Genomic DNA, 17,338 nt, shown 5'->3' with positions numbered 1-17,338 from the left:
GCGGTTGCCCGATCCTGAGACGTGCGGTAAATCCGCAAGCCGATATCTGGGAGAGGAACGATGCAGACGCCGTCGCAACATCCGGGCCACGAGCCTGCCGGTCGCCGGGAATGGATCGGTACCTGCGTCCTGTCGATCGCCTGCCTGATCTACTCGATGGACTTGTCCATCCTGTTTCTCGCCGTCCCCGCGATCGTTGTGGATCTCGATCCGTCGGCGTCCGAACTGCTCTGGATCAACGATATCTACGGCTTCATGGTCGCCGGCTTTCTCGTCACCATGGGCACGCTCGGAGACCGGATCGGCCGCCGCCGCGTGCTGCTGATCGGCGCATTCGCCTTCGGGCTCGCCTCGGCACTTGCCGCTTTCTCCTCGACAGCACAGGAACTCATCGCAGCCCGTGCGCTTCTCGGCATCGCCGGTGCGACGATCGCGCCCTCGACCCTGTCGCTGATCGTCAACCTCTTCAAGAACGAAGCCGAGCGAAACCGGGCGATCGGCATCTGGGGCACAGCCTTCGCACTGGGCGGATTGATCGGTCCGCTCCTCGGCGGCTTTCTCCTGCAGTATTTTCACTGGGGCTCTGTGTTTCTCATCAACATTCCGATCATGCTGGTGCTTCTGGTCGTCGCCCCGTTCCTCCTGCCGGAATACAAAAGCCCGGACAGTGCCAAGCTCGACCTCTTCAACGTCGTCCTGTCGCTCGCGACCGTGCTGCCGGTGATCTACGGCTTCAAGCACATGGCGGCAGATGGGTTCCAGAGCCAGCATCTGGTCCCGATCGCGGTCGGCGTTGCGTTCGGCTACCTGTTCATCCGCCGTCAGAAGCGCCTGACGCAGCCTCTGATCGACCTCAAACTGTTTGCCATCCCCGCCTTCACCGCCTCGCTTCTCGTCAATCTCGCGGGCATGTTCTTCGTCTTCGGGGTGTTTCTCTACCAGAACCTCTTCCTGCAGTTCGTGCTCGGCCTGTCGCCGCTCGAAGCCGCCCTCTGGTCGATCCCGTCATCGATCGTCTTTACCGTAATGTCGCTGCAGGCCTACCGTTTCACCAACCGGTTCGGCCCGGTCAACACCGTCCTCATCGGTCTCGTCATCAACGCGGCCGGCATGTTGTCCATGTCGATCGCTGCCTACTCGGAGAGCCTCTACGGCGTCCTCGGCTCGACCATGATCATCGCCATCGGCTTTGTGCCCGTCGTTTTGACGACGACTGGCCTGATCGTTGGCACGGCGCCACCGGAACGCTCCGGCTCGGCCTCGGCGATTTCCGAAACCAGCGCCGAATTCGGCGGCGCCCTCGGTGTCGCCCTTCTCGGCAGCTTCGGCACACTGGTCTATCGCATTCTAATGGATGGCGCGGATGTGACCGGCCTCGACCCTGCCCAGGCAGCGACGGTCAGGGCGACCATCGGCGGCGCCGTCGAGACGGCACGCGGGCTCAGTGGCACCGCTCTGCAGGCAGGCGAAGGTCCGATCTGGCTGGAGGCCGCGAGGCAATCCTTCTCGACGGGTTTTGCCAGCTGCTGCCTCCTCGCCTCACTGGTCCTGCTTATCCTCGCAGCGACCGCCCGCACGATCTACGCCCGCGCCCATATCGACGAAAGCGCGATCGGCTCGGGACACTGAGCGCGCTCAGATATAGACGAGCCTCGTTTTGTTGAAGCAGAGGCGCAGCGTGCGGAAGACGTAGAACACGAGACCGATCCCAAGCGTCACGATGGAGATCAGGATCCAGATCAGGATGTGACCGATCATCTCCGCCAGATTGAGTTCGCATTCGAGCCGCGCGATCCGCTGGCCGTCCCGGCCGATCAGGTAGGTCTTGTTGATGATGCTCTTGTAGAAGTAGTAAACGGCGAAGAACGCACCGATCCCAAGTGTCAACACACTGATGATCACCCAGAGAATGATATACCCGACCGCCTCCATCAGCGAATATTCGCACCGAAGCGTGGCTCCGAAAGGTTGCGTCTTGAATGGCGGTGTGGCCGCAACGTCTGTATTCGACATATTCCCCAGCTATAGTCTTTAGAGACCCCGCCGAATACAGCTTTCATTTCAAGACGAAGTCAGTTGAAACCTGGGCCTACCAATGAACTTGATGCTTCGCTTACGAAGCCAGGCGTCCGATCGCCACGATATCCTCTATGAACCGCGCCACCTCCTCCGCCTTTCGCCCCAGATCGGGAATGCGAAGCAGGTAGGACGGATGCACGGTGACAAACAGCGTCCGACCGTTCTGCATGGCAATCGGCCTGCCCCGGACGTCCTCCAGCTTGTGGCGCATCTCGGTGAGTGAAAACAGCGCGGTCGCACCCATCGCGACGACCAGCTTCGGCTGCACCAGATCGAGTTCTTGGACGAGCCACCAGCGACACTGCTGCACCTCGCCCATATTTGGCTTCTGGTGAATGCGCCGCTTGCCTCGTGGCTCGTATTTGAAATGCTTCACCGCATTGGTGATGTAGAATTGCGTCCGGTCGATCCCGGCCGCGCTCACCGCCTCGTTGAACACTTTGCCCGCCGGCCCGACGAAGGGGCGCCCGGCCAGATCCTCCTGATCGCCCGGCTGCTCGCCGACGATCATCACCTTGGCATTGACAGGCCCCTCGCCGAAAACCGTCTGGGTCGCCATGCAATGGAGGTCGCAGCGGGTGCAGCGACGTGCTTCCTCCCGCAAGGCCTCGATTGTACCGGCGGTCGGCCCTTCTGGCATTGGCACCCGTGCTGCGGCTTCCTGGATGCGATGGTGGAACGCCAGGGGTTCGCTCGCCGCCTTGCGTCCCATCTCGATCACACTTGCCTCGGCGCTGGCGATCATGCCCGGAATAAGCTCTGCCTCGGGCAGGTTCTTCCAGTACTTCTTCGGCATTTCCGACATCATCATCTTCACCTTCAGCCGCGCGGGGTTGAAGATATTGGCATAGTACGTCCGCCACAGATCGTCCGTGTCGTCGCGAAGGTCTGGCTTTTCGGCGGGCTCATCGCTGGTCCGCAGGGTCTCGCCATCCCAGGACGCCGAACCCCTGGGCGTCACGATCAGCCAGTCCATGTCGTTGAAACGACGCTGAAAAAACGGGGCCACACGGTCGATGATAAAATGATCAGGCTCGAACCAGGACACAAAGCGCCGGCGTCCGGCAACACCCTCCGGCAGTGGAATTTCCTTGAAACGGACGAAGGCGGTCATCTTGTGATAGTCGCGGCCGATCGATTTCGACATCCGGTTTGCCGCCACCACATCTGGATCGGTCGCCATACCCAGAAAATTGCGCCCGTGTGCCATGCGAAACAGCATCCGGTAGAGAAGCGAGAACCGCGTCGGATCGGAATGGCAGATGACCGAGGCGGCAAGCTTCAGAAAGGCTGGAGGAACACCCTGCGTCACCGGCTTGTCGACAGGCTCAGGCAACTGGTTGCCGTCCAGCCCGAACAATCCGTCCGTGTCGTCCATCGTGCGCCACTCGACACGATCAGGTGCGATGCCGGCCGCAAGATAGGCACGCGCAGCATCGCGCCACTCGGTCAGATCGCCTCTCCCCCGCAACAAGACTCGGTACATCATAGAAGCGACAGCTGCTCCGGCTTTGGCTGGAACATGGATCGCAGATCGGCCCGGTCGGCAAGCTTCCGCGGTGTCCACCCTTCGCAGGTGATAAAGGGCTGTACCTTCTTCAGAGACACGCTCAGCCGCTTTAAATCCTCCAGACGCAGCTTGCGAAACCGCCGCGACGAAAGGATCGCTCCGACGGTCTTGGTCCCGAAACCCGGCACCCGCAGCAGCGTCTCCTTGTCCGCCTTGTTCACATCGACAGGGAACTTGTCGCGGTTGCCGAGCGCCCATGCAAGCTTCGGATCAAGGTCCAGATCCAGCATGCCGTTTTCCGTCGACGCTGTAATCTCGCCGATCTCGAACCCGTAGAACCGGTAAAGCCAGTCAGCCTGATAGAGCCGATGCTCGCGCATCAGAGGCGGCTTGATCAGCGGCAGTGTCTTCGATGAGTCCGGGATCGGGCTGAAGGCGGAGTAATAGACGCGTTTCAGGCTGTAGCTGCCGTAAAGCCTGGCGCTCGTCCCGAGAATGGTCGCGTCGTTGGCGCCGTCTGCCCCGACGATCATCTGCGTGCTCTGGCCGGCAGGCGCGAACCGCTTGCGACGCTTGGTCTGCAGCGTCGGGTCGCGCATCTCCTCGATCTTCAGACGCAGATCGCCCATCGAGCGACGAATATTGGCGGGCCGCTTTTCCGGGGCAAACTGGCTGATCCCTGCATCGGTCGGCAGTTCGATGTTGATCGACAGACGGTCGGCATAAAGCCCCGCCTCCTCAATCAGCTGCTGCGACGCTTCCGGGATCGTCTTCAGATGGATGTAGCCGCGGAAATTATGGACCGTGCGCAATTCCCGCGCGATCCGCACCATGTCGCCCATCGTGTGATCGGACGAGCGGATAATCCCCGACGACAGGAACAGACCCTCGATATAATTGCGCCGATAGAATTCCAGCGTCAGCCAGATAACCTCTTCGGGCGTGAACCGGGCGCGCTCGACATTGCTGGAGGAACGATTGATGCAGTAGGCGCAATCGTAAATGCAGAAATTCGTCATAAGGATTTTCAGAAGCGAGATGCAACGGCCATCCGGGGCATAGGCATGGCAGATGCCGGACCCTTCGGTCGAACCCAATCCGCCGGATACCGACGAATCTCTCTTTGATGTCCCGCTGGAGGCGCAGGAGGCGTCGTACTTGGCAGCGTCCGACAGGATCGCCAACCGTTCTTTCAGCGACTTCTTCATTAGTGCGTTCTCTATATGTTCTTTATGACTGCGTCAACCCGTTGACAAATCGAGGGACGTTTGATTCATTCAACTCCAGCTGGCGCATCTGACACCATTTCGATTTTCCTAGCGGGAGCAGTCGAAATTCTGTTATGATGCCCTAAATTCAGATGCTGCAGATGGTTCCGAAGTTACCGCTCCGGAACCTGTTTCTTTTTGTGTCCGCGGCATCCGCGGACATGCGCCTTAAGGACAAGAAAATGGTTGAAAAGGTACCGATGACGCCGAAGGGGTTTACCCAGTTGCAGGAAGAACTGCGCTGGCGCCAGCAGGAGGAGCGTCCCCGCATCATCGAAGCGATTGCGGAAGCGCGCGCCCATGGTGACCTTTCGGAAAACGCCGAATACCACGCGGCCAAGGAAGCCCAGAGCCACAATGAAGGCCGCATCGGCGAGCTGGAAGATTTCACGGCCCGCGCCGAAGTGATCGACCTCTCCAAGATGTCCGGTTCCACGATCAAGTTCGGCGCAACCGTCAAGCTGATCGATGAAGATACCGAAGAGGAAAAGACCTATCAGATCGTCGGCGATCAGGAAGCCGACGTGAAGGCTGGCCGCATCTCGATCTCTTCACCCATCGCCCGTGCCATGATCGGCAAGGAGAAGGGTGACAGCATCGAAGTCGTCGCCCCTGGCGGCTCCAAGGCCTACGAGATCCTCGCCATCTCCTGGGGCTGATCGCTCGTGGAAACGTCTGGCGAAGTCGCCACGGAGATGGGCAGCGGTATCGCTCCCGGCTCCGTGGTCGATATATCCGATATCGAAGTGATCGCGCCGAACTTCAAGAAGCGGCTCTCCGGCGTGACGTCCACGATCGTCCAGCTGATTCCGGTGCAATGGGCAAAGGGTCAGAAGATCGCGGTCTTGGGACCTGGCCTGCCCTCCCACCTTCCCCACATCCGCTATGCCGACCTTGCCGCGCTGTGGTCACCGCCATCAGGGCGGCGCGCCCGTGTCTGGCATGCCCGCCGCAATATCGAGATGCTGCCCGGCCTCTTCATGCGCGATGTGCTGCGGATGCCGTTGAAGCTCTTGTTCACCTCCGCCGCGCAACGAACCCATTCCGCATGGACGGGTTTTCTGATCAGCAAGATGGATGCGGTCGTCGCGACGTCTGCACGATCGGGTTCATACCTGAAAGTGCCCTATAAGGTGGTGCACCACGGCGTCGATCTCGATCTCTTCCGTCCCTCCGGCCCATCCGACCCTTCCTCCCCGGCAGATGGTTTCGGCAAGCATCTGATCGGCTGCTTCGGGCGCGTTCGGCATCAGAAGGGTACAGACCTTTTCGTGCGTGCCCTGATCGAGCTGTTGCCGTCCTATCCCGAATGGACGGGCGTCGTCTGCGGGCGTGTCACGCCGGACAACAAGGTTTTCGGCGATGCGTTGAAAGCCGATGTCGCCATGAGCGGTCTGACAGATCGCATCCTGTTCATGGGCGAAGTGGACGACATCAAGCCTTGGTACCGTCGCCTGTCTCTGTATGTGGCACCGTCCCGCAATGAAGGCTTCGGACTGACGCCGCTCGAGGCGATGGCATCGGGAACCGCAGTCGTTGCAAGCGATGCCGGCGCCTATTCCGAAATGATCGTCGAGGGCGAGACCGGATCGGTTGTTCCGGCCGGCGATTACACGGCGCTTCGCGATGCGCTGCGCACCTATTTCGAAAACCCTGCACTGGCCCGCCAGCAGGGCTGGAGCGGTCGCGAGCATGTGCGCGTCGCCTTCGCCATCGAAAAGGAAGCCAACAATCTGGCGGAAATCTACGAAACGCTTTTAGAGACCAGACCATGAAAACTTCAGAGGCATCCGGTGTCACGCGACCGGTCCGGCTCTGCCCGCATCTGCATGGAGGACGCTTCGAATGACGGAACTTTCTGCCGGGATGGCGCAGCACAGACCGACGACGAGCGGACTTTTGAGCGAGGGAGACTGGCAGCAGTTTTTCGCCGGCTATAGCCACATCGTCCTTGTCGCCAACAGTGACGAGCAGAACTTCAACGAGATCCACGCCGCCTATCCGGAAACGACGCTGTTCGTCTTCTTCAACTACGTCAACAAGGTGCTGAAAGCGCCGTTCACGCGCAATTCGCTGCTGGTGGCACGCACCAGCCGTGTCGGGTCCGAACTGATCTACGACAACGCTCTCGACAAGGTGCTGGCCCTGCTGCCGGGCCCCGGCTTTACCGGTATCATGAGCATGCGTGCTGCCACGATGGAACAGGTGACGGAACCGGCCGAGTTCGGCGGCGTCGCAGCAGGTGCCATTGACCTTTGCAGCTACCTCGAAGATTTCTACCCGCGCGACCATACCGCCAGTTCAGGCTTCGCCCTTTCGGTCTGGCTCTGCGAGAAGGTGCCGCAGGCCAAGGTCGTGCTTTGCGGTTTCTCGGGACGCCGCAGCCGCAAGTGGCAGATGTTCCACATCCACGACTGGACGTTCGAACAGTCGGTGCTGCAACTGCTCGCCAACAGCGACAAGCTCGAAATGGCAGGAAGAACAGCTTTCAATTCCTACAAGGCGCTGTCGCGCCACTTCGCCGATATCGACAACAGCAACTTTGTGTTTGCCGCCATCCAGGTCCTTTCCGAACGGCTGGAAAACAGCAACCGCAACCTCGGCAAGCTGATCACGATCACCATGCCGCTTCGCGTCATCTACAATCTCGCTAGAGGTCTGCGGATCAGGTCCAAGAAGGACAGGCTGGTCAAGCAGCGCAAAAAGCAGCGAGCGAAGAATGGCGAGCCATCCTGAACCGGGACAGCTTAAGCGCCTGCTACCACCACCCGCTGCGATCGCGGTGGTGGAGCGCTCGTAACCGGCTGAATGCCGTGTCGTTCTCCTGCAGGCGGTCGTAGATCGCCTTCGCGATCTCGCCGGCAATCCCCTGTTTGAAAAACGGATCGAGCCGCCAGCGCATGTTTCGCAGCGTGTCGTCGGTCCCCACCTTGAACAGGTACATCCCGTTGAACCTGTGCATCGGCGCACCTTGCGTCTGTTCGATCGCATCTTGTGAGACAGGACGCTCGTCGCCGCCATGGATAAAGCGGTCGGTCTCGTAGACCTTGATCGTGTTGGCAAGCGACGAGCCGATCATGGCGATCGCCCTTGCCGTCATGTCCTCGTCGAGATCGGCAATGCTGTCACTCGCGGAAATCAGCCAACGCAGATCGAGATGGGCGGTGAGGAACGGCGCTTCATTCTCCCACAGGGTCTTGAACTGCTGGTACGTCTCCCGGACATTATATTCGCGCCGCATGAGGACGATAAGCTGCGCATGATAGAACAGCAGTTCCGGCTGGCCTTTGAACTCCAGTCTCAGGTTCGCCATGTGATCGTCGAGCGACTTCTGCTTGCCCGACCGGTGCTCGCGATCCGAATCCTCGATCAGCCGCTGCTTCATGCCCGCGTAATCCTGGTCGAGCTTGGCGTATTTTGCTGCTCCCCAGCGCTTGCGGTAGCGGTTGAAGGACAGCAGTGCCTCAAGCTTACTCTTCTTGCGTACCACGCACGTTCTCCAAGTCTTGCTGCCGTAACCTCGGCAGTCCTGTCTACACCGGTAACCTCGTCAGTCTGCCGCCCGCAGGTGTTCGATAAGCCGGTGCGGCAGATGGGTGTGAAATTTCGTTATCATCACGTCAGTCAGCGCCTGGCGAAGCTCGATGCTGAGTTCGTCCTGGCTCTGGATACATCCGAACGGGGCGCTACCCTGTTCGATCATGGCGAGCACAGGTGCGGTCGCCCGCTTCTGCCGCGGCTTGATATAGGCCGTGCGGTGTTCGGGTAACGGGGTCGCGCCAAAGCGCTCCATCTCGAGATGATTGGCAAGCGCGACCGGCGAATGCTGGGCGATGTTGCGAAAGCGATGGGAGAGCTGCTGGCGAAGTACGTCGGGATGCGCTGCATAGTAATCGGCGAGCGTGGAGCGTCTGACCGGATGAAAGTAATGGCCGACCTGCAGAAACCGGTTCTTCGCACCCGCCAGCTCTGCCCCCTTCTCCTGCGCGACGATAAAGCTCGGAACAGCGTTGGAGGCTTCCGCCCGCTGCCGCTTGAACCACCGCAGGCACTGCTTGAGGCGGGATCGCAATCCGCTTTTCACGCGCCCGTAAATCATCGGCTTGCCGTCGCGAAAGAACGCGGAGGCAGATGTCGGAGCGTTCAGAAAGAAGTCGTCATTGCTGTAGACGAAATTCTCGCAAAGCCCCGGAATATTCCAGACCGCAGCCTCGATCGACAGCGAGTTGAACGTCGGCAGCACGGCCGGAAGCCCGTCGAAAACCACATTGTGATCAACGATGGCGATGAAATCTTCCGTGCAGAAACCTGCCTGCGCAAAACTGTCGACGAATTCCGGCTTCTGCCCGTCCGTGACGATGTGAATTTTGGTGATGAACGGCGCGTATTTCAGCACGGAGGCGATGAGATAGTAGATCTCGCCGTTATCGGCAAAGCGCGTCGGGCTGGACGCCACCGCGTGCGAGCTCGACGCAACGTCATCGTATCGCAGGCGCTTCGCGCGATGCTCCGGGTCCGAACCATCAACCCAGGTGATCACAAGCTCGATGTCGTGGCTGGACATGCTCTGGTTCCTGCTCCCTGCCCCTCGGAGGACCTCGATCTCAACGATCCTAGATCTGCACGACCGGTGCGTCCTTGACCTGCCGGATCGTCAGCATGGTGCGAACCGTATCGACATTGTCGACCGCGGTCAGATCCTCGATGACGAAATCCTGGAAGACGGTGAGGTTCTCGGCCACGCATTGCAGCAGGAAATCGGTCTCGCCGGAGACCATCCAGGCCTGACGCACCAAGGTCCGCGTTTCCATATCCGCCGCGAAGGCCTTCAGCTTGCTGTCCGACTGCTGCTTCAGTCCCACCATGCAGAAGGCGACAAGATCGTATCCGAGCAGCGACGCCTGCAGCATGGCGCGATAACCCTTGATGATGCCGTTCTCTTCCAGCTTGCGAACGCGCCGCAGACAGGGCGGCGCCGATATGCCGACCCGTTCGGACAGCTCGACATTGGTCATGCGTCCGTCCTTCTGCAATTCGCGAAGGATCTTCAGGTCGATGGTATCGAGTTCGACTTTCACGACCATGTGTAGTGCCTGCCTTCAAAATTGACGGGAGCACGCAGGCTCCCGGGTATCCATCTCGGTGTCGCGAAGACATACAATAACATCGTTCCGACGCAAGAAAATTTCGCGCGCCGGTCCAGATGTTGTCAACCGAGGTGCACCTGGAGACACATCCAATCGCAGTTGACCTGCCGTTTCTGCCGGGCGGTTCCAACTGTCTTGTTGTTATCGCAAGGCTGCCCTTGCAATGTTGCATGGATGGCCCTTACATGACGTGTCAAAAGCGGCAGACCGAATAATGGCTTCCTATATGAGGAAGCGGCGCCAGGCGCCCGACACGGTCTTGGAAAGGAAACGTCATCATGTCCGCCCGTCATACAGAGGTTCTGATCATCGGTTCCGGCCCCGCCGGCTATACAGCTGCGGTGTACGCAGCGCGTGCGATGCTGAAGCCGGTCTTGATTGCAGGCATGGAACAGGGTGGTCAGCTGATGATCACCACGGACGTTGAAAACTATCCGGGCTTTGCCGATCCGATCCAGGGTCCCTGGCTGATGGAACAGATGCTGCAGCAGGCGGTCCATGTGGGCACCGAGATCGTCAACGATCTCGTGACCGAGGTCGAGATGAATCATCGCCCCTTCACGGTCCGCACCGATTCCGGCACCGTCTGGACTGCCGATACGATCATCATCGCGACCGGTGCGAAGGCCAAATGGCTCGGCATCGAAAGCGAGCAGCAGTTCCAGGGTTTTGGCGTTTCCGCCTGCGCCACATGCGACGGCTTCTTCTATCGCAACAAGGATGTGATCGTGGTCGGCGGCGGCAACTCCGCAGTCGAGGAAGCACTCTATCTTTCCAATATCGCCAAGACCGTGACGGTCGTCCACCGGCGTGATTCGTTCCGGTCGGAAAAGATCCTGTCCGAGCGCCTGTTCCAGCGCCCCAACGTCAAGGTCATGTGGAACACCGAAATTGCCGAGGTCACCGGCAAGCCGGCCCGCGCGCCACTGCCCCCATCGGTCGAGGGTGTGCGCCTGCGTGATACCAGGACCGGCACGATCTCTGACCAGCCGATCGACGGCGTGTTCGTGGCGATCGGCCATGCGCCGGCGACCGAACTCTTCAGGGACAAGCTGAAAATGAAGAACGGCGGCTATCTCTGGACGGCGCCTGATTCAACAATGACCGACGTTCCCGGCGTGTTTGCCGCGGGCGATGTGACTGACGACACCTTCCGACAGGCGATCACCGCCGCCGGCATGGGCTGCATGGCAGCGCTCGAAGCCGAACGTTACCTCGCCGGCATTCAGCCGGTTGCCATTGCTGCGGAGTAAGCATGGGCGTACCTCTCGACTGGGACAAGTTGCGCATCTTCCACGCTGCAGCGGAGGCGGGATCCTTCACCCATGCAGCAGACAAGCTGCATCTGTCCCAGTCGGCAATCAGCCGGCAGGTCAGCGCGCTGGAACAGGACGTCGGCGTCAAATTGTTCCACCGCCACGCCCGCGGCCTCATCCTCACCGAACAGGGAGAGCTTCTTTATCGCACCGCGCATGACGTGCTTCTGAAGCTCGAAACCGTGAAGATGCAGCTGACCGAGACGACGGAAAAGCCGTCGGGCAAGCTGCGCGTCACGACAACGGTCGGCCTTGGCCAGGGCTGGCTCACCGACAAGGTGCAGGAGTTCCTGCAGCTTTATCCGGAAATGTCGATCCAGCTCATCCTCGATAACGAGGAAGTCGACGTCAACATGCGCCATGCGGACTGCGCCATCCGCCTTCGCCAGCCGCAGCAGTCGGACCTGATCCAGCGCAAGCTGTTCACCGTGCACATGCACGTTTATGCAGCCCCCTCCTATATCAACCGCTATGGCGAACCGCAGTCGGTCGAAGATCTCGACACCCACCGCATCATTTCCTTCGGCGAGCCTGCCCCGAATTACCTTCTCGACGTCAACTGGCTCGAATCCGCCGGCCGTTCTTCGGACAACACCCGCACGCCCCACCTGCAGATAAACAGCCAGACCTCCATCAAACGAGCCTGCCTGCTTGGCATCGGCATCGCTTGCCTGCCCGACTATATCGTCGGCCGCGACCCTGGGTTGATCCAGCTGACGCTGAGCGCCGACATCCCTTCATTCGACACTTACTTCTGCTACCCGGATGAAATGAAGAACGCTGCCAAGCTGAAGGTCTTCCGCGATTTTATCGTCGCCAAGGCGCGTAACTGGAATTTCTGATCGCTGTCGAAGACGTTTCGCTCGGAATGGGCACCGGGATTCTCGCAGCGATTTCATACACGACTCACTGACTAGAGTAAGCTGTGCAGAACGTGCATGGCAGTCCTGCGCAAAAAAGCGTTGCCGCTTGCCCAAAAAACCATCATATCGCACTCAGCTGATGCATATGGTGGCTTTCCTCCCAGTTCCACCGCAGCAGCTGTTCCCCTCTGGAGGTTGTTTTTAACCTTCATAATTATAAGGGCCCTGGAGTGATCCGGTGGCCCTCTTTTTTTGCCCTGCGGTTTGCCGGCCCGCCGCAATCCTCGGCTGCCTGCCAGAGTAATTGGACCGAAACGGTCAATATTTCGGCCACCCCCCTTGCTCTCACAAATCGCTGCGCCCATATAGGGATCAGCCGGAGCAATTTGATGACGTCCCCGTTATCAGCGCCGGCTGTTCCCCTCTGGAGGTTTTAGACCTTCACACCTGACGGGCCTCGGAGCAATCTGTAGGCCCTTTTTTTTGCCTTCCTCAAAAAAATGGGAACGTCATTCCTTTAAATCGTCTTCAGACGATCTATATATCGGTTAGAGACGATATGGAAAGACGATGGATCGCAACGAGATACTGAAAGCACTGTCCCATCCGACGAGGATTGAGTTCCTTGAATGGATGAAGCAGCCCGAGCAGCATTTTTCCGATCAGGATCATCCGCTCGAAATGGGCATCTGTGCCAAGCAGTTCGAAAGACGATGTGGTCTGTCGCAATCGACCGTCTCTGCGCACCTTTCGACCCTCGAAAAAGCCGGCCTCGTGAAAACGAGCCGGGTTGGTCAATGGGCGTTCTACAGCCGCGACGAGGAGAAGATCGCAGACTTCGTGACCAATCTTCGCTCCGCTCTCTGAATGCCACCCCTTAACTCAATCACTCCCAAAGCAGCATGGAAGGATATTCCTGTGACCTCACTCTTTGAACCGGTAAAGTTCGGCGACATCGAACTGAAGAACCGCGTCGTCATGGCGCCGCTCACCCGCAACCGTTCGCCGAAGGCGATCCCCAACGATCTCAACATCGCCTATTACGAACAGCGCGCCTCCGCGGGCCTCATCATCACCGAGGGCACCCCGGTCAGCCAGCAGGGACAGGGCTATGCCGACGTTCCGGGCCTTTACCTCGCTCCGGCCATCGACGGCTGGAAGAAGGTGACGGAAGCCGTTCACAAGAAGGGCGGCAAGATCGTTACCCAGATCTGGCACGTCGGTCGCGTTTCGCATACCTCGCTGCAGCCGAATGAAGGCGCACCCGTCGCGCCGTCCGCACTGGGCGCCAAGGGCAAGACCTACATCATCAACCCGGATGGCAGCGGCGCGTTTGCCGATACATCGGAGCCGCGCGCTCTCGAACTTTCCGAGATCCCGGGCGTCGTTGCCGATTTTGCTGCCGGTGCAAAGGCTGCGATCGAGGCCGGCTTTGACGGCGTCGAAATCCACGGCGCCAACGGCTACCTCATCGACCAGTTCCTGAAGACTGGCGCCAACCTCCGCGAAGACGAATACGGTGGCTCCGTCGAGAACCGCGCCCGGTTCGCGCTCGAAGTCGTTGACGCCGTCGCTGCAGCCATCGGCAGCGGTCGCGTCGGCATTCGCCTGTCGCCTGTTACGCCTGCCAACAACATCACCGAAGATGCGCCGCAGACGGTCTTCGACTATCTGGTCAAGGAACTGGCGACCCGCAACCTGTCCTTCATCCACGTCATCGAGGGTGCGACCGGTGGTGACCGCGACTATGTCCAGGGCGGCAAGCCGTTCGATTACCAGGAACTGAAGGATACCTACCGCAACGCCGGCGGCACCGGCGCCTGGGTGGTCAACAATGGCTATGAAAAGGATACGGCTGAAAAGGCTGTAGCTAGCGGCTATGCGGATGGCGTCGCTTTCGGCAAGCTGTTCATTGCCAACCCGGATCTGGTCGAGCGTTTCAAGACAAACGCGCCGCTCAACGAGCCGGACAAGAACACATTCTACGGCGGCGGCGCTAAGGGTTATACCGACTACCCGTCGCTTGAATCAGCAGAAGCCTAAGCTTTAGGCCCGACTATCTGAAATCGGCCATGCCTGGCACAAACGCCGGGCATGGCCTTCTTTTTGGTCGCAGCGAATGCTTAGCGCGCGTCCGCCTGATCGCCATCCACAACTTCGGCTTCGGGACGGTCACCGCCGTCGCTGTGCTCGGTGTGCCAGACGCCCTTTGCGTCCTGCCAGCTGATCTCTTCGGGCTCACCACCCACCTGCTGTTCGGCAGCCACAATCCGGGCCGCCTGCAGCGCGTCGTTGTGGTTCGGGAATGTTTCGGAATAAACGTCGCCCAGTCGATAGGCCCAGCCGCCATCATGTGGCACGATTGTGTAAACGACCTTGGTCATAGATCCTCCTGTATGTTTTTCGTGGCTGCCCGACCGGTCTCGGTCCAGAAGGCCGCGTAGTGCAAAAAAGCCGGAATACGCCGCGAAGTTCCTTCCACTGGCGAGGATAATGGCACCAAAGACCGATTATCGCAAACCGTCCTCTGTGCAGGTCGACCGACAACCCTAGTTTCTCCGAGATCGTTTCCAGGAGCTTCCAGTGCAAATCGCGACCCACCTCCGGCAGGAGAAATTCCTGCTGATCGCCCTCGTTGTCGCCATTCTCGGCTTCTTCATCGAACACTCAATTCTGGAGGCCGGAAAGACGGTGTCGCTGATCGCAGCAGCGCTCTTCGTCGGCGTGATCGTGCTTGCATCGACACGTGTCGCGCATCATGCGGAGGTTTTAGCGCACAAGGTTGGCGACCCCTATGGCACGATGATCCTCACCCTGTCCGCGGTGGCGGTCGAGGTCCTGATCCTCGCCATCATGATGGGTTCGAATTCCTCACCGACGCTGGTGCGCGACACGATCTATTCGGCGGTGATGCTGGATATCAACGGCATTCTTGGCCTCGCGGCCCTGCTCGGTGGCCTGCGCCATGGCGAGCAACCCTATAACGACGATTCAAGCCGCACCTACACTGTCATGATCATGACGGCGGTAGGCATTTCGATGATCGTGCCGGAATTCGTACCGCGTGAAAGCTGGCACTACTATTCCGCCTTTACCATCTGCGCGATGATCGCGCTCTACGGCGTCTTTCTCAAGATGCAGGTCGGGCCGCACAGCTACTTCTTCAGCTACACCTATCCGCGGACCCAGAAGGCGGCAGCCGCCGGGACAGCGTCCGCGCCTCAGGAGGAGGCCGCCGAGGATTCCGCGGCCGTATCGATCGGCATAATTCTTCTGGGCGTTCTGATCATCGGCTTCCTGGCGGAATTCATGTCGGTCTTCATGGGCGAAGGCCTGGAAGGCTCCGGCGCGCCGATCGCGCTGACCGCTGTCGTTGTCGCCGCCATCTCCGCCGCGCCGGAAATCCTGACCGCCATGCGGGCGGCGCTCAAGAACCGCATGCAGTCCGTCGTCAACATCGCCATGGGCGCGTCGCTCTCGACGGTCATTCTCACCGTCCCGGTCATGGAAGGCATCGCGCTCTATACCGGCCAGCCCTTCATCATGGCGATGACGCCGGTCCAGACGGTGATGGTGGCAATCACGCTCGTGGTTGCGGCGATCAACCTCAACGACGGCCAGACCAACGCAATCGAGGGCATGACCCATTTTGTGCTGTTTGCGACCTTCATCATGCTGACGATGATCGGATTGTGACATCTGCAATAAAGAAGAGTTGAACACCCTGTGTTCGGTCTTCGGGACTGGCCGCCCTAGATGGGACAATGTCTGGCGAGCGATCGCCACTGAAAGGCATCAAGACAAAGTCCGGAGGTGACCCATGAAACGCACGAACATCTTCCTTGCAGGCACGGCCCTGGCTCTCGCACTGGTCGGCGCTCCCGCAATGGCTCAAACCGGTGGCAAACCGGTTGAAACAAGCGCTCCAAATGCGAAGGATCAAAAGCCTGCCTTCACCGGTCAGACCCGCGCAGCGCAGCCGGCGGAAATGCCTAAGATCACCACCGAAGTCGTTGCCGAAGGGCTTCCGCACATCTGGTCTATGGAATTTCTCCCCGATGGCCGCATGCTCGTGACCGCCAAGGAAGGCGCGATGCATATCATCAAGGACGGCAAGCCCGGCCCTGCGATCGAAGGCGTTCCAAAAGTCCTGTCCGCTGGCCAGGGCGGTCTTCTCGACGTGGCCCTCGCCCCGGATCACGAAACGTCCGGCATGATCTTCTTCTCCTTCTCCGAAGAGCGTGAAGACGGCAACGGCACATCCGTCGCCTCCGCCAAGCTCGTCGCCAACGACGATGGCGGCGGCAAGCTGGAAAACGTCAAGGTGATCTTCCAGCAGATGCCAAGCTATGACGGCAACAAGCATTTCGGCTCGCGCCTCACCTTTGGCAACAACAACGAGCTCTATGTCACGGTCGGCGAGCGGTCCGATCCGGAGCCGCGTGTCCAGGCACAGGATCTCAAAAGCGGTCTTGGAAAAGTCTTCCGCATCGACATGGACGGCAAGGCCCTGCCCGACAATCCATTCGTTGATCAGGCCGAAGCGCGACCGGAAATCTGGTCCTACGGCCACCGCAATCTCCAGTCAGCAGCGCTCGATGGCAACGGCCGCCTCTGGACGGTCGAACATGGCCCCAAGGGCGGCGACGAGTTGAACCGACCGGAAGCCGGCAAGAACTACGGCTGGCCGGAGGTTACCTACGGCGTCGAATATAGCGGCGGCAAGGTGGGCGACGGCATCACCGAGAAGGCTCAGACCGAACAGCCCGTCTATTACTGGGATCCGGTCATCGGCCCCTCCGGCATGGCCTTCTACGATGGCGATGCGATCCCCGAATGGAAGGGCGCATTCCTGGTCGGCGGCCTGGTAACCCAGGGCGTGGTGGTCCTGCATATGGATGGCGACAAGGTGAGTCACGAAGAACACGTTCCGCTCAAGGCCCGCATCCGCGACGTCAAGGTCGGCCCCGATGGCGCCGTCTACGCCGTCACCGAAACCCGCTCCGGCTCCTCGACGATCGTCAAGCTAACCAAGGCTTAAACGCAGGATCCTCGAAAAGGGGCTCGGTCGGGGCTATAGCCGTGGCCCGCCCCGACCTTCCCTCCACTGGACCACCACTCACGAAAAAGCCCGGCGCTTGGCCGGGCTCTCCCA

The 17,338-nt window shown here is 59.8% G+C and carries 17 protein-coding genes; 10 read left to right on the top strand and 7 right to left on the bottom strand.

Annotation, left to right across the window (positions count from 1 at the left end; translation table 11 throughout):
• Positions 1-60 precede the first annotated feature (60 nt).
• Positions 61-1,629 (top strand): MFS transporter, encoded by a 1,569-nt coding sequence (locus BLW69_RS05430; protein WP_092660410.1) that lies wholly within the window; start codon positions 61-63, stop codon positions 1,627-1,629.
• 6 nt (positions 1,630-1,635) lie between these two features.
• On the opposite strand, the gene BLW69_RS05425 is transcribed toward BLW69_RS05430, so the two are convergent.
• The 3 genes from BLW69_RS05425 to BLW69_RS05415 form a co-directional block, all read right to left on the bottom strand.
• Positions 1,636-2,013 carry a DUF6693 family protein gene (locus BLW69_RS05425; protein ID WP_244508745.1) on the bottom strand — a complete coding sequence of 126 codons (378 nt, stop codon included), beginning with the start codon at positions 2,011-2,013 and terminating at the stop codon, positions 1,636-1,638.
• A gap of 100 nt (positions 2,014-2,113) precedes the next feature.
• A complete protein-coding gene (locus BLW69_RS05420; RefSeq protein ID WP_092660408.1) occupies positions 2,114-3,565 on the bottom strand; it encodes a UdgX family uracil-DNA binding protein in 1,452 nt (483 codons plus the stop codon).
• The gene (locus tag BLW69_RS05415; RefSeq protein ID WP_092660406.1) at positions 3,565-4,797 is read right to left on the bottom strand and encodes a putative DNA modification/repair radical SAM protein; all 1,233 of its coding nucleotides are present in this window, start codon (positions 4,795-4,797) and stop codon (positions 3,565-3,567) included. The genes BLW69_RS05420 and BLW69_RS05415 overlap by 1 nt, the downstream gene beginning before the upstream one ends.
• Before the next feature lie 242 nt (positions 4,798-5,039).
• Here BLW69_RS05415 and greA point away from each other — a divergent pair, with 242 nt between their 5' ends.
• The 3 genes from greA (at position 5,040) to BLW69_RS05400 (ending at position 7,593) form a co-directional block, all read left to right on the top strand.
• Entirely contained in the window at positions 5,040-5,516 is a 477-nt protein-coding gene (gene greA / locus BLW69_RS05410; protein WP_062457929.1) for a transcription elongation factor GreA, read from the top strand.
• A 63-nt stretch (positions 5,517-5,579) separates the two neighbouring features.
• On the top strand, positions 5,580-6,632 hold the full coding sequence (locus BLW69_RS05405) for a glycosyltransferase family 4 protein (protein WP_175487250.1): 1,053 nt from the start codon (positions 5,580-5,582) through the stop codon (positions 6,630-6,632).
• Positions 6,633-6,702: 70 nt separating this feature from the next.
• Entirely contained in the window at positions 6,703-7,593 is an 891-nt protein-coding gene (locus BLW69_RS05400) for a hypothetical protein (protein ID WP_092660402.1), read from the top strand.
• 22 nt (positions 7,594-7,615) lie between these two features.
• Here the strand turns inward: BLW69_RS05400 and BLW69_RS05395 are convergent, their stop codons facing one another.
• The 3 genes from BLW69_RS05395 to BLW69_RS05385 are packed head-to-tail and all read right to left on the bottom strand — an operon-like array spanning position 7,616 to position 9,941.
• Positions 7,616-8,347, bottom strand: coding sequence for a hypothetical protein (locus BLW69_RS05395; RefSeq protein ID WP_092660400.1), 732 nt, complete (start codon positions 8,345-8,347; stop codon positions 7,616-7,618).
• Between the two features lie 60 nt (positions 8,348-8,407).
• A complete protein-coding gene (locus BLW69_RS05390; protein ID WP_092661067.1) occupies positions 8,408-9,421 on the bottom strand; it encodes a Stealth CR1 domain-containing protein in 1,014 nt (337 codons plus the stop codon).
• A 49-nt stretch (positions 9,422-9,470) separates the two neighbouring features.
• Positions 9,471-9,941 (bottom strand): Lrp/AsnC family transcriptional regulator, encoded by a 471-nt coding sequence (locus tag BLW69_RS05385; protein ID WP_062455864.1) that lies wholly within the window; start codon positions 9,939-9,941, stop codon positions 9,471-9,473.
• Between the two features lie 341 nt (positions 9,942-10,282).
• On the opposite strand from BLW69_RS05385, the gene trxB reads away from it, so the two are divergent.
• The 4 genes from trxB (at position 10,283) to BLW69_RS05365 (ending at position 14,226) form a co-directional block, all read left to right on the top strand.
• Positions 10,283-11,257: a thioredoxin-disulfide reductase gene (gene trxB / locus BLW69_RS05380; RefSeq protein WP_062455861.1), complete on the top strand. Its 975-nt coding sequence runs from the start codon at positions 10,283-10,285 to the stop codon at positions 11,255-11,257.
• Between the two features lie 2 nt (positions 11,258-11,259).
• Entirely contained in the window at positions 11,260-12,162 is a 903-nt protein-coding gene (locus BLW69_RS05375; protein WP_062455858.1) for a LysR family transcriptional regulator VtlR, read from the top strand.
• 591 nt (positions 12,163-12,753) lie between these two features.
• Positions 12,754-13,050, top strand: a complete 297-nt coding sequence (locus BLW69_RS05370; RefSeq protein ID WP_092660398.1) for an ArsR/SmtB family transcription factor — start codon at positions 12,754-12,756, stop codon at positions 13,048-13,050.
• Between the two features lie 51 nt (positions 13,051-13,101).
• A complete protein-coding gene (locus BLW69_RS05365; RefSeq protein ID WP_062455851.1) occupies positions 13,102-14,226 on the top strand; it encodes an alkene reductase in 1,125 nt (374 codons plus the stop codon).
• 80 nt (positions 14,227-14,306) lie between these two features.
• Here BLW69_RS05365 and BLW69_RS05360 read toward each other — a convergent pair whose 3' ends face one another.
• Positions 14,307-14,567 carry a DUF2188 domain-containing protein gene (locus tag BLW69_RS05360; RefSeq protein ID WP_062455848.1) on the bottom strand — a complete coding sequence of 87 codons (261 nt, stop codon included), beginning with the start codon at positions 14,565-14,567 and terminating at the stop codon, positions 14,307-14,309.
• A 199-nt stretch (positions 14,568-14,766) separates the two neighbouring features.
• Between BLW69_RS05360 and BLW69_RS05355 the strand changes: the two genes are divergently transcribed.
• The gene (locus BLW69_RS05355) at positions 14,767-15,879 is read left to right on the top strand and encodes a calcium:cation antiporter (protein ID WP_062455845.1); all 1,113 of its coding nucleotides are present in this window, start codon (positions 14,767-14,769) and stop codon (positions 15,877-15,879) included.
• 124 nt (positions 15,880-16,003) lie between these two features.
• Positions 16,004-17,224: a PQQ-dependent sugar dehydrogenase gene (locus BLW69_RS05350; RefSeq protein WP_092660396.1), complete on the top strand. Its 1,221-nt coding sequence runs from the start codon at positions 16,004-16,006 to the stop codon at positions 17,222-17,224.
• Positions 17,225-17,338 lie beyond the last annotated feature (114 nt).

The organism is Rhizobium sp. NFR12, assembly GCF_900108545.1.
GTDB classification, from domain to species: domain Bacteria; phylum Pseudomonadota; class Alphaproteobacteria; order Rhizobiales; family Rhizobiaceae; genus Neorhizobium; species Neorhizobium soli.
The sequence above is the reverse complement of the archived record's forward strand: the minus strand, read 5'-3'. Positions and strand labels throughout refer to the sequence as shown.

Excerpts from the sequence above, each read along its gene's own strand:
- greA (WP_062457929.1), top strand. The coding sequence starts at position 5,040 with ATGGTTGAAAAGGTACCGATGACGCCGAAGGGGTTTACCCAGTTGCAG.
- BLW69_RS05400 (WP_092660402.1), top strand. The coding sequence starts at position 6,703 with ATGACGGAACTTTCTGCCGGGATGGCGCAGCACAGACCGACGACGAGC.
- BLW69_RS05420 (WP_092660408.1), bottom strand. The coding sequence starts at position 3,565 with ATGTACCGAGTCTTGTTGCGGGGGAGAGGCGATCTGACCGAGTGGCGC.
- BLW69_RS05350 (WP_092660396.1), top strand. The coding sequence starts at position 16,004 with ATGAAACGCACGAACATCTTCCTTGCAGGCACGGCCCTGGCTCTCGCA.
- BLW69_RS05425 (WP_244508745.1), bottom strand. The coding sequence starts at position 2,013 with ATGTCGAATACAGACGTTGCGGCCACACCGCCATTCAAGACGCAACCT.
- trxB (WP_062455861.1), top strand. The coding sequence starts at position 10,283 with ATGTCCGCCCGTCATACAGAGGTTCTGATCATCGGTTCCGGCCCCGCC.
- BLW69_RS05375 (WP_062455858.1), top strand. The coding sequence starts at position 11,260 with ATGGGCGTACCTCTCGACTGGGACAAGTTGCGCATCTTCCACGCTGCA.
- BLW69_RS05360 (WP_062455848.1), bottom strand. The coding sequence starts at position 14,567 with ATGACCAAGGTCGTTTACACAATCGTGCCACATGATGGCGGCTGGGCC.
- BLW69_RS05385 (WP_062455864.1), bottom strand. The coding sequence starts at position 9,941 with ATGGTCGTGAAAGTCGAACTCGATACCATCGACCTGAAGATCCTTCGC.
- BLW69_RS05430 (WP_092660410.1), top strand. The coding sequence starts at position 61 with ATGCAGACGCCGTCGCAACATCCGGGCCACGAGCCTGCCGGTCGCCGG.
- BLW69_RS05415 (WP_092660406.1), bottom strand. The coding sequence starts at position 4,797 with ATGAAGAAGTCGCTGAAAGAACGGTTGGCGATCCTGTCGGACGCTGCC.
- BLW69_RS05390 (WP_092661067.1), bottom strand. The coding sequence starts at position 9,421 with ATGTCCAGCCACGACATCGAGCTTGTGATCACCTGGGTTGATGGTTCG.
- BLW69_RS05370 (WP_092660398.1), top strand. The coding sequence starts at position 12,754 with ATGGATCGCAACGAGATACTGAAAGCACTGTCCCATCCGACGAGGATT.